Origin of the sequence: Longimicrobium sp. (assembly GCA_036389135.1) — a bacterium.
Taxonomy (GTDB): Bacteria; Gemmatimonadota; Gemmatimonadetes; order Longimicrobiales; family Longimicrobiaceae; genus Longimicrobium.
In genome coordinates, this window is the sequence record DASVQP010000009.1 from 1 (window position 1) to 10,830 (window position 10,830).

9 protein-coding genes and 1 rRNA gene are annotated in these 10,830 nt (G+C 70.8%); 8 read left to right on the forward strand and 2 right to left on the reverse strand.

Annotated elements, in window-relative coordinates; all coding sequences use genetic code 11:
• Positions 1–720 precede the first annotated feature (720 nt).
• The 7 genes from VF584_02250 (at position 721) to thiE (ending at position 7,367) form a co-directional block, all read left to right on the forward strand.
• Positions 721–1,116 carry a response regulator gene (locus VF584_02250; GenBank protein ID HEX8208981.1) on the forward strand — a complete coding sequence of 132 codons (396 nt, stop codon included), beginning with the start codon at positions 721–723 and terminating at the stop codon, positions 1,114–1,116.
• Positions 1,113–2,099: a diguanylate cyclase gene (locus VF584_02255; protein ID HEX8208982.1), complete on the forward strand. Its 987-nt coding sequence runs from the start codon at positions 1,113–1,115 to the stop codon at positions 2,097–2,099. The genes VF584_02250 and VF584_02255 overlap by 4 nt, the downstream gene beginning before the upstream one ends.
• Positions 2,096–4,336: an NAD-dependent DNA ligase LigA gene (gene ligA / locus VF584_02260; GenBank protein ID HEX8208983.1), complete on the forward strand. Its 2,241-nt coding sequence runs from the start codon at positions 2,096–2,098 to the stop codon at positions 4,334–4,336. Before VF584_02255 ends, ligA begins: the two co-directional genes overlap by 4 nt.
• A gap of 26 nt (positions 4,337–4,362) precedes the next feature.
• A complete protein-coding gene (locus VF584_02265) occupies positions 4,363–4,899 on the forward strand; it encodes a hypothetical protein (GenBank protein HEX8208984.1) in 537 nt (178 codons plus the stop codon).
• 382 nt (positions 4,900–5,281) lie between these two features.
• Positions 5,282–5,731 (forward strand): Holliday junction resolvase RuvX, encoded by a 450-nt coding sequence (gene ruvX, locus VF584_02270; protein ID HEX8208985.1) that lies wholly within the window; start codon positions 5,282–5,284, stop codon positions 5,729–5,731.
• Positions 5,728–6,735 (forward strand): endolytic transglycosylase MltG, encoded by a 1,008-nt coding sequence (gene mltG / locus VF584_02275; GenBank protein HEX8208986.1) that lies wholly within the window; start codon positions 5,728–5,730, stop codon positions 6,733–6,735. Before ruvX ends, mltG begins: the two co-directional genes overlap by 4 nt.
• Positions 6,732–7,367: a thiamine phosphate synthase gene (gene thiE / locus VF584_02280; protein ID HEX8208987.1), complete on the forward strand. Its 636-nt coding sequence runs from the start codon at positions 6,732–6,734 to the stop codon at positions 7,365–7,367. Before mltG ends, thiE begins: the two co-directional genes overlap by 4 nt.
• A 425-nt stretch (positions 7,368–7,792) precedes the next feature.
• Here thiE and VF584_02285 read toward each other — a convergent pair whose 3' ends face one another.
• Positions 7,793–9,223, reverse strand: coding sequence for a sigma-54 dependent transcriptional regulator (locus tag VF584_02285; GenBank protein ID HEX8208988.1), 1,431 nt, complete (start codon positions 9,221–9,223; stop codon positions 7,793–7,795).
• 244 nt (positions 9,224–9,467) lie between these two features.
• On the opposite strand from VF584_02285, the gene VF584_02290 reads away from it, so the two are divergent.
• Positions 9,468–10,580, forward strand: a complete 1,113-nt coding sequence (locus VF584_02290; protein ID HEX8208989.1) for a sensor domain-containing diguanylate cyclase — start codon at positions 9,468–9,470, stop codon at positions 10,578–10,580.
• 160 nt (positions 10,581–10,740) lie between these two features.
• On the opposite strand, the gene rrf is transcribed toward VF584_02290, so the two are convergent.
• Positions 10,741–10,830, reverse strand: a 5S ribosomal RNA gene (rrf, locus tag VF584_02295); the annotation flags it as partial.

Here is a 10,830-nt window from a genome sequence, read left to right on the forward strand (position 1 = left end):
TTTTTTGGGTGGGTGGGGGGTGGGGGGGCGGGGGGGCTGGCACGGGCAGCCACGGGGGGGGGCCCCTACGGGGTTGGGGTGGGGTGGGGGGGGCGTCGCGGTGGGGGAATGGGCGGGCAGACACGCGGGTCTGCCCCTACGGGTGTCGGTGCGCGGGGCGGGCGTTGAGGTGGCGGAGAGGGTGGGCGCGATGAATCGCGCCCCTACCGGATCGACGCGTTTCCACGTGGGGGCCAGCGATGCGCGCGTTTCCCAATGCGGAGGCGCCCCGCTGATACGGGTGCACGCCCCTCCCCCAGGTTGTTTTGGGGGAGGGGCAGCGAGGACCGAGCGGGGAGGGGGCCCGGGTGCGCGGGGTGGGCGTTGAGGTGGGGGAGAGGGTGGGCGCGATGAGTCGCGCCCGTACCGGATCGACGCGTTTCCACGCATCGAAGCACCGCGCGGACGGACGCGATCGCCCCCTCTCCCAGCAGTTTGGGAGAGGGGGCGGGGGGGTGAGGGCCCGCGATGCGCGCGTTCCCCGATGCGGAGGCGCCCCGCTGATACGGGCGCACGCCCCTCCCCCAGGTTGTTTTGGGGGAGGGGCAGCGAGGAACGAGCGGGGAGGGGGCCCGCGGGACTCCCGTCGGGTTGCGGCACGCGCGCGGCGGCGTATACATTATCCGCTCCCCGCTACGGCGCGCCGCGCGGGGCAGCGAATCACACCAGGAGGCTCTCGGCATGGCCGACTCCAGCAAGACGGTGCTCCTCGTAGAAGACAACGAGGACAACCGGACGGTCTACCGTACCATCCTCGAACACTTCGGCTACCGGGTGATCGAGGCACGCAATGGCGAAGATGGGGTGCGGATGGCCCGAGAGGACCGCCCGGACCTGATCCTGATGGACATCTCCATTCCGCTCATCGACGGATGGGAAGCCACCAAGATCCTCAAGGGGGATCCGGCGACCTCCAGCATCCCGATCATCGCCCTCACCGCACACGCGCTCGCCACCGACCGCGCCAAGGCGCAGGAAGTGGGGTGCGACGGCTACCTCGCCAAGCCCTGCGAGCCGCGGCGCGTGGTGGCCGAGGTGGAGCGCTTCATCGGCGCCGGGCGCGAGGCCAACGCTTGAGCGAGCCGCCGATCGGGGCGGGTGATCCGGAGCGCACGCGCATCCTGGTGGTCGACGACGTCCCGGACAACGTCGACATCCTGGATGCGCGCCTTTCATCGCGCGGGTACATCGTCGTAACCGCCACCAACGGGCAGGAAGCGCTGGACCGGGTGCACGGCGAGGCGCCGCACCTCATCCTGTGCGACGTGATGATGCCCGTGATCGACGGCTTCGAGGTGTCGCGCCGCATCAAGAACGACACCACGCTGCCCTTCATCCCCATCATCCTGGTGACCGCCAAGGACACGGCGGAAGACATCGTGGAGGGGCTGGAAGCGGGGGCGGACGACTACATCAGCAAGCCTTACAACTTCAAGGAGCTGGAGGCGCGGGTGCGCGCCATGCTCCGCATCAAGCGGCTGCAGGACGAGCTCGACCTAAAGAACCGCGAGCTGGAGGACGCCAACAAGCGCCTCCGCAAGCTGTCGATCACGGACGGGCTCACCGGTCTCTTCAACCACCGCCACGTGCACGAGCTGCTGCGCGACGAGTGGGAGCGCTCGCTGCGCGGCGGCGAGCCGGTGGGCGTGGCCATGCTGGACCTGGACCGCTTCAAGAGCATCAACGACACCTACGGGCACCCCACGGGCGACGTGGTGCTGTACGAGACCGCGCGCATCATCCGCGAGGCCGCGCGCGAGATCGACATGGTGGGCCGGTACGGCGGCGAGGAGTTCATCGCCATCCTCCCGAACACGGACGAGGAAGCCGCCGCCACCTTCGCGGAGCGGGTGCGCACCGAGGTGGAGGCGCACGTCTTCCGCGACGAGTCCAACGAGATCCGCATGACCGTTTCCTGCGGCGTCGCATCGGCGCCGCGCGAAGGGGTGGACTCGCCGGAGGGGCTGCTGAAGCAGGCGGACGAGGCGCTCTACCTCGCCAAGACCAGCGGCCGCAACCGCGTGATCCGCTCGTCGGAGATTCCCGCCGCTTCGGAATGACCTCGCCCGTTCCGCCGGAGGCCGCCGCGCGCGCCGCCGAGCTCCGCGAACAGATCGAGCAAGCCAACCACGAGTACTACGCCCTGGACGCCCCCACGCTGAGCGACCAGGCGTGGGACCGGCTCTTCCACGAGCTGAAGCGGCTGGAGGAGGAGCACCCCGCCCTCCGCACGCCGGATTCGCCGACCCAGCGCGTGGGCGCGGAGCCGGCCAGCCGCCTGGAGAAGACGGCGCACCTGGCCCCCATGCTCTCGCTGGACAACGCCTTCTCCCCCGAGGAGCTGCGCGCCTGGGAGCAGCGCAACGCGCGCATGGCCGCCGAGGTCACCACGGCCGGCTACGACGTGGAGCCCAAGATCGACGGCCTGGCGATCGCGCTGACGTACGAGGACGGGGTGCTGACCAAGGGCGCCACGCGCGGCAACGGCACCATCGGCGAGGACGTCACCCGCAACCTGCGCACGATCCGCGAGATCCCGCTGCGGCTGCGCGAGGGCGGCGTCGCGATTCCGGCGCGGATGGAGGTGCGCGGGGAGGTGTACATGCCGCTCTCCGGCTTCGCGGCCATGAACGTGCGCCGCGCGGCCGAGGGGCAGAGCACCTTTGCCAACCCGCGCAACGCCGCCGCCGGCGCCGTCCGCCAGCTGGACCCCGGCGTCACCGCCACGCGCCCGCTCCGCTTCTTCGCCTACGCCGTCCAGCTCGACCCGCGCTCCACTGAGCGCCTTCCGGTCGACACGCAGACCGAGCTGCTGCACGCGTTGCGCGGGTGGGGGCTCCCGGTGAACCCGCTCACCGAGCACCGCGACGACCTGGACGGCGTGCTGGAGTACGTGACCCAGTTCGAGTCCACGCGCGGGACGCTGGACTACGAGGTGGACGGCGTGGTGGTGAAGGTGGAGCCGTTCCGCCTGCACGAGGAGCTGGGCGTGGTGGGCGGGCGCGAGCCGCGCTGGGCCACGGCGTACAAGTACGCGCCGGACCTGGCGGAGACGACGCTCAACTCGATCGAGATCAACGTCGGCCGCACGGGCGCGCTCAACCCGTACGCCATGCTGGAGCCGGTGGAGATCGGCGGTGTCGTGGTGAAGCTCGCCACGCTCCACAACGAGGAGGACATCCAGCGCAAGGACCTCCGCGTCGGCGACCGCGTGATCGTGAAGCGCGCCGGCGAGGTGATCCCCCAGGTGGTGGCCGCCGTCGTGACGGAGGGGCAGGCGCGCGGCGAGCCGTACACGCTGCCAGACCACTGCCCCGCGTGCGGCACGCCGGTGGAGCGGCCGGAGGACGAGGCGATGGTGTACTGCCCCAACTCTGCCTGCCCGGCGCGGATCTACTGGGGCCTAGTACACTTCGTCACCCGCTCGGCGATGGACATCCGCGGGCTGGGCGAGGAGCGCATCCGCCTCTTCCTGGAACAGGGCCTCATCCGCGACGTAGCGGACGTGTACGCGCTGACGCCGACCCAGCTGCTGGCGCTGGAGGGCTTCAAGGAGAAGTCCGCGCAGAACCTGCTGGACGGGATCGCGGAGTCGAAGGAGCGCGGGCTGGCGCGCGTCCTCTTCGGCTTGGGCGTCCGCCACGTGGGGCAGCACGCGGCCGAGCTGCTGGCGCGCCACTTCGGCGACATCGACCGCATCCTGGGCGCGTCGGTGGACGAGATGGTGGCGGTGCACGGCATCGGCCGCACCACCGCGGAGGCGCTGCACGGCTGGGCGCAGCACGAGTCGAATCTCGCGGTCGTCCGGAAGCTGAGGGATGCCGGCGTGGTGCTGACCGAAGAGCGCGGCGAGGCGCCGACCGGCGAGTTCACCGGCTACACATTCGTCATCACCGGCACGCTTCCCACGCTGACGCGCGACGAGGCCACGGAGTTCATCGAGAGCCGCGGCGGTCGCGTGACGGGTAGCGTCACGAAGAAGACGAGCTTCGTGGTGGTGGGCGCGGACGCCGGCTCCAAGGCCGCAAAGGCGCAGGAGCTGAACATCCCGCAGATCGACGAGGCGCGTCTCCTCACGCTTCCCGAGGAGCTCGCCGCCGCCGCCGTGGCGAAGGCCGAGGCAGCCGCCGCCGCGGCCGACGCAGCGGAAGCCGCCGCCGCGGCCGACGCAGCGGAAGCCGCCGCGGCGGCCGGTCTGTTGGAGCCGGCGAAGCCGAAGCGGGCAAAGAAGGCGAAGTCCATCCCGGCGGAAGGGCTCGCCGAGGACGCAAGGACCGCAGGACAGACCGAAGGCTGAAGTCCACCCGCCACACGCGACCTGCCATGAACGCCACTGCCCGCTTCGTGCACGTCCCCGCCGAGCTGTTCTCGTCCGTGCGGCGGGCTCTGGTCCGCGACCGCGAGCCGCTGGAAGCCGTCACGCTGCTGCGCGAGGTCGGCTTCGAGCTGGGCGGCGCGGTGGACTCGGGGCTGCGCGAGCACGTGACGCACGCCGGCGGCGGCGCGGACCCGTACGCGCTGGACCCGGAGCGCTTCTGGCAGACCGCGAGCGCGTACTTCGAGCGGCTGGGCTGGGGGCGCGTGGAGCACCGGCGCATCCACCCGGGCGTCGGCGCGCTGGACCTGGTGGAGTGGATCGAGAACGGCGCGGACGGCGGCCCCCAGGGATCGCACATCTCCACCGGCATCTTCACCGATCTGCTGGGCCGCATCGCGGGCGGCGCCGTGGTGGTGATGGAGGTCCCGATGGGCGGCGGCCTCACACGCCTCCTCTTCGGCGCCGGCGAGACGCTGGGCGCCGTCTACCAGTCGCTGAGCACCGGCGCCTCCCTGGACGACGCCCTCGCCCGCCTCGGCTGATCCGCCGCGCACGCGCAACACGCACGGCCCGCCACCCGGCGGGCCGTTTGTGTTTCGGGGTGCGGGGTGTAGTTTTCGAACAGAAGTGCGTGAGTGCGGCACCTCTCCATTCCATTGTCATCCTGAGGGAGCCGCCCACCCAGGACTCCGCCGTGCACGCCGTGGTTGCGCGGCGACCGAAGGATCTAGCCGGCGAGGCAAGAGGACGGCGTGACCGGACCGAACCCCTCGGCACGCGCAGTAGATCCTTCGCTCCGCGCCACAGAACGGCGCGGGGGCTGGGCTGGAGAAGCGCGTCGCTCAGGATGACAAAGGGTAGGCCCAGCGCACTGACGCACTGACGCACTATATCCACCACCCTTCCCCCCGCACCGGCCCACGTATGCCCCGCACCCTTGCCCTGGACTACGGCGAGCGCCGCATCGGGGTCGCGGTCTCCGACCCCACGCGGACGATCGCGACGCCGCTCCCCACGCTCCAGCGGCGCATGGGGAAGCGGCCGCCGTGGCCGGAGATCCAGCGGATCATCGCGGAGCGCGAGGTGGACGAGGCGGTGATCGGGCTGCCGCTGGAGCTGAGCGGCGAGGAGAGCGCGTGGACGGCCGAGGTGCGCGCGTTCGGCGCCGAATTCGAGCGCCGAACGCAGCTCCCCGTGCACTGGATGGACGAGCGGATGACCTCCATCATCGCCGAGCGCAACGTGCGCGGCAGCGGCCTCAAGAAGAGCCAGCGCGAGGAAAAGGGGCGCATCGACGCCGAAGCCGCCGCGCTGATCCTGGAAGGCTTCCTCACCCTCCGCCGCAACCAGGCGGCCCAGCAGCCCGAATCGTGACGCACGCACACATCCGCCACTGCGCGGCCTTCTTCGCCCTGATCCTCCTGGGGGCCTGCGGGGGCGGCGGCCCGTCCGGCCCGCCGGTTCGCTTCACCGTCCCCGCGGGCAGCGGCCTCTCCACCGTCGCGGATACGCTGGAGGCGCGCCAGATCGTCAAATCCGCGACGAGGTTCAAGCTGTACGCGCGAGGCAAGCGCGCGGCGGCGCGCATCCAGCCCGGCGTCTACGAGATGCAGCGCGGCACCGAGTGGGCCGAGATTCTCCGCAAGCTGACCACGGGCGACGTGGTAAAGACACGCGTCGTGATCCCCGAGGGGTGGACGATCATGCAGGTCGCTCCGCGCCTCGCGAAAGCTGCCGGCATCGCCGCGGACAGCGCGCTTGAGCTCCTCTCCAGCGAGGAGGCGGCGAAGCGGCGCACGGTCCCGGGTCCCACACTGGAGGGCTACCTCTACCCCGCAACCTACGTCTTCCCCCTCGGCACCCCAGTGGACCGCATGGTGGACGCGATGGTCGGCCGCTACCGCCGCGTGTGGACCCCCGCCATGCGTGCCCGCGCGCAGGCGCTGGGGATGGACGAGCGGCAGGTGGTGACGCTGGCCTCCATCGTGGAGCGCGAGGCAAAGGTTTGGGCAGAGCGGCCCACGATCGCCGCCGTGTACCACAACCGGCTCCGGGTGGGGATGCGGCTCCAGGCGGACCCCACGGTGCAGTACGCGCTCGGCGGGAACCGCGCGCGGCTCCTGTACCGCGACATCGACGCCGTAAAGGACAACCCGTACAACACCTACACGCACGCCGGCCTCCCGCCTGGGCCCATTGCCTCCCCCAGCGCGGGCGCCATCCAGGCGACGCTCAACCCGGCGCCGGTCGACTTCGTGTACTTCGTGGCGCGCCCCAACGGCACGCACGTCTTCACGCGCACGCTTGCCGAGCACAACGCCGCGAAGCGCGCATCCCAGGCCGAGGCCCGCGCCCGCGCCGCCGCCCCGGCCCGGTGAGCGCGCTCGCATCGCGCCTGGGGCTGATCGTCGTCACTGATCCCGGCATCCCCGCCGGGCGCACGCTGGTGGATGTGGTGCGCGCGGCGCTGCGAGGCGGCGCGCCCTCGGTGCAGCTGCGCGCCAAGGATGCCTCCGCCCGCGATGCCGCCCTCCTCGCCCGCGAGCTCCTGGCGGAGACGCGCGCCGCCGGGGCCCTCCTCTTCATCAACGACCGCGTCGACGTCGCCCTTGCCGTCGGCGCGGACGGCGCGCACCTGGGAGACGAGGACCTCCCCCTGGCCGCCGCACGCCGCATCGTCCCCCGCGGATTCCTCCTCGGGATGTCCGCCGACAGCGTGGATCTCGCCCTTCAGGCCGAGCGCGACGGGGCCGACTACCTGGGCGTGGGACCGGTCTACGGCACCGCCAGCAAGGCCAATGCGGGGGCCCCCATCGGCACCGCCCGCATCGCCGAGGTGGCGGCCTCCGTCCGCATCCCCATCGTCGGCATCGGCGGCATCCACGCGCACAACGCGGCCCCGGTGGTCCACGCCGGGGCCGCGGGGGTCGCCGTCATCAGCTCAGTGATGCACGCGGATGATCCGGAGGCGGCGGCGCGGGCGTTGATGGAGGCGGTGGCGCGGGGGTGATGGCTGGAGTTGGGCAGCCGGTGGGCAACCGGTGGGGGCCGGCGGTTGAAACCGCTGCAACAACGGCGGGAAGCCTGCCTGCGCAGGCTCCGGTGGCGGCATCCGGTGGGTGTTGCAGGGTCCGGCGGCGCATCACCGGGGGGCCGGGATGGGCGGCGGTGGCGGGCACCGGCGCCGCATCACCGGGGATGAATCCCCCGGCTGGAACGACGGGAAGGCGGCTAAAGCCGGCTCGTGCACGCCGGAATCGGAGTTCGCCGAGGCGGACGTTGCGTGGCTCCAGCGGCGGATTGATTCGCTTCTGGGACGGGCTGCGCCGCGTAGAAATCAGAAGCGCCGGGCGGATCTCGCCCCCGAGTCCGCGCAGGCGGACTTCGTGCTGTTGTTGCAGCGAGTTCACTCGCCACAGCAAGTCCCCCCCAGCCCTACTCCCGCACGCGGCTCTCCAGGTTGTACTTCGAGAGCATGCGGTGGATCGTCTTGCGGTCGATGCCGGCGGTGCGGGCGGCTTGCGAGATGTTGCCGTTGTGGCGCTTGAGCAGGTCCTGGAGGTACTCCTTCTCGAAGACCGTGATGGCGTCCGTCTTGGCGTCGTGGAAGGGCTGGTCCGCGTTGAAGATGTTCATCGGCCGCACCCCGCCCGCGCCGCCCGTGGCCCGCTGCGTCAGCTCCTCCGGCATCTCCTCCAGGCCGATCTCCTGGCCGGGAAGGCACATGGAGACGATCCGCTCCACCACGTTCTGCAGCTCGCGCACGTTGCCCGGAAAGTCGTACTCGGACAGCTCCCGCAGCGCTTCTGCGGAGAAGCGGAGATTGTCGCGGTCGTACTCCTGCGCGAAGCGGCGGAGGAAGTGCTGGGCGAGCGCGGGGATGTCCTCCTTGCGCTGGCGGAGCGCGGGGAGGCGGATCGGGACGACGTTGAGCCGGTAGAGGAGGTCCTGGCGCAGGGCGCCGTCGCGCACCGCCTGGTCCGGATCGCGGTTGGTGGCCGATACCCAGCGCACGTCGATGGAGATCTCGCTCTCGCCGCCCACTCGGCGGATGCGGCGCTCCTGGATCACCCGGAGGAGCTTGGCCTGCAGCTCCATGCTCATCTCGGAGATCTCGTCCATGAAGAACGTCCCGCCGCTCGCCACTTCCAGCAGCCCACGGCGCAGTGCGTCCGCGCCGGTGAAGGCGCCCTTTTCGTGGCCGAAGAGCTCCGATTCCAGCAGGTGGTCCGGAAGGGCCGCGCAGTTGATGGCCATGAACGGCCGCGCCGAGCGGCGGCTGTTCGTGTGGATGGCGCGCGCGATCAGCTCCTTCCCCGTTCCGCTCTCGCCGGAGATGAAGACGCTGGCATCCGTGGGCGCCACGCGGCTGACCACCGAAAAGACCTTCTGGATGGCTTCGCTGGTGCCGACGATGTTCTCGAAGCTGTAGTGGCGCTTGAGCTGGTCGCGGAGCTGCGCGTTGTCGCGCACCAGGCGCACCTGCTGCGCCGCGCGCCCGATGAGGATGCGCAGCTGCGTGGCGGTGAACGGCTTGGGGATGTAGTCGTATGCGCCCGCCCGGATCGCCTCCACGCTGGAATCGACCGTCGCGAAGCCGGTGATCATCACCACGAGCGTTTCGGGGGCGAGCTTCTTGATCTCCTTGAGGAGCGCAAGCCCGTCCATGTCCGGAAGCATGAGGTCCGTCAGCACCACGTCCGGGTGGTGGCGCCGAACGACCTCCAGCGCGTTGCGGCCGCGGCCCTCGCTGTAGACGGCGTACCCCTCGCTGGACAGGATCTGGCCGCAGCTCTTGACCAGCAGCTCCTCGTCATCGACGATCAGCACGCTGACGGGAAGAGCGTTGTCGGGAGTGTCGCTCATCGGAAAAAGCGGGGGGAGTGCGTGGGCGGAGCGGGGGCGAAGCCGGACTATTATGTTTGGGGTGGTAGCAGTATACGCGCGCCGCGTCTCCCAGGCAACGCCACAGCCCCGGCTCGTGCGGACCCCGTGCGGCTCTCGCGCAAAAGCCGCGCTGTGCACATGATTAATCCATCATCCGCTGCCGGCAGATCCCGCAGCCGCCTCCACAGCTACGCGTGCCCGCCGTGCTCCCCTGCCCCGCCCCATGACCGAAGTCCGGTCCGACACGACCCACGCGCCGCAGGTGAAGGTCGCGCGCGGCGCGCCCATGCCGCGGATCCACGCGCTGGCTGGCCGCGAGCTGGAGCGCTTCCTCCAGCGCCAGAAGGCGGGGAGCCGCTTCCTGGAGATCGACCTGGAGGCGGAGCTCCGCCAGATCCTGGAGCGGGCGTGCGCGCTGGTGCCCTCCGAGTGCGGCGCCGTCTTCCTGGACGACCCGCTGCGCAAGGTGGAGGACCGCGCCGCGAACGACCTGTTCGTCGTGGTCGCGTTCGGCGCGCACGCGGAGACGCTCCCCGGGCAGCCGGCGGGGCCGGGTTCGCCGGCGGGCGAGGTGTACCGATCCGGGCGCCCGCACCTCTCCGGCGGCGCGGGGCAGGCGCACTCCGTGGTCGCCGTTCCCATCACCATCGGGAGCACGGTGTGCGGGGCGATCGAGCTGGCGAACCGTGAGGGAGGCAGCGCCTTCTCGCCGCACGACCTTGCGGTGCTGGAGATATTCGCCGGCTACACCTCGTCCACCCTGCAGAACGCGCTCGACGCCAAGCGCGCCAACGAGCTCGCCAAGCGCGACGACCTGAGCGGGCTGTACAACGACCGCTGGATGCACGTCCGGATCGGCGAAATGATCGCCGACACCGACGCGGAGGGGGGCGAGTGCGTCCTGATCTTCATGGACCTGGACCACTTCAAGGGCGTCAACGACACGTATGGACACCTGGCGGGGAGCCGCGTCCTGCGCGAAGTCGGCTTCCTCCTGCGCCGCGTGGTAGACTGGGAGAGCGCCATCCTCTGCCGCTACGGCGGCGACGAGTTCGTGATCGGCCTCCCCTCCACCACCCTCGCGAAGGGGATGGTGATCGCGGAGCACGTGCGCGCCTCGATCGCCGAGGCGACGTACCTGGACCGCGAGTACGGGCCGGACCTTCCGCCGCTCTACCTCCGCGGCGCGATCACGGCCTCGCTGGGCGTCGCGGCGTACCGCGCGGGCGACTGGGGCGGCACCGTGCACGACCGCGAATCGATCCTCCTGCGCCACGCCGACTCCGCCATGTACGCCGCGAAGGCGCAGGGGAAGAACCGGGTTGCGAGCGCCTGAACTGCATTGCTTCACACAGAGACACAGAGGTACCGCAAGAAGAAACAGAAAGAGTTTTCTCTGCGTCTTTCGGTTCCCCTCCGTGCCCTCTGTGTGAGGCTGTTCCACAAACAGAAGCCCCCCGACGCTCATCGCTGAGCATCGGGGGGCTTGATACGTAGGCCGGCGGCGCCGTACTCTCCCACCGGGTGGCCCCGGCAGTACCATCCGCGCGAGTGGGGCTTAACTTCCGAGTTCGGGATGGGATCGG

What these genes read in the sequence shown, in the direction of transcription:
- VF584_02250 (HEX8208981.1), top strand. Translation starts at nt 721, where the DNA reads ATGGCCGACTCCAGCAAGACGGTGCTCCTCGTAGAAGACAACGAGGAC.
- ligA (HEX8208983.1), top strand. Translation starts at nt 2,096, where the DNA reads ATGACCTCGCCCGTTCCGCCGGAGGCCGCCGCGCGCGCCGCCGAGCTC.
- VF584_02265 (HEX8208984.1), top strand. Translation starts at nt 4,363, where the DNA reads ATGAACGCCACTGCCCGCTTCGTGCACGTCCCCGCCGAGCTGTTCTCG.
- ruvX (HEX8208985.1), top strand. Translation starts at nt 5,282, where the DNA reads ATGCCCCGCACCCTTGCCCTGGACTACGGCGAGCGCCGCATCGGGGTC.
- VF584_02285 (HEX8208988.1), bottom strand. Translation starts at nt 9,223, where the DNA reads ATGAGCGACACTCCCGACAACGCTCTTCCCGTCAGCGTGCTGATCGTC.
- VF584_02290 (HEX8208989.1), top strand. Translation starts at nt 9,468, where the DNA reads ATGACCGAAGTCCGGTCCGACACGACCCACGCGCCGCAGGTGAAGGTC.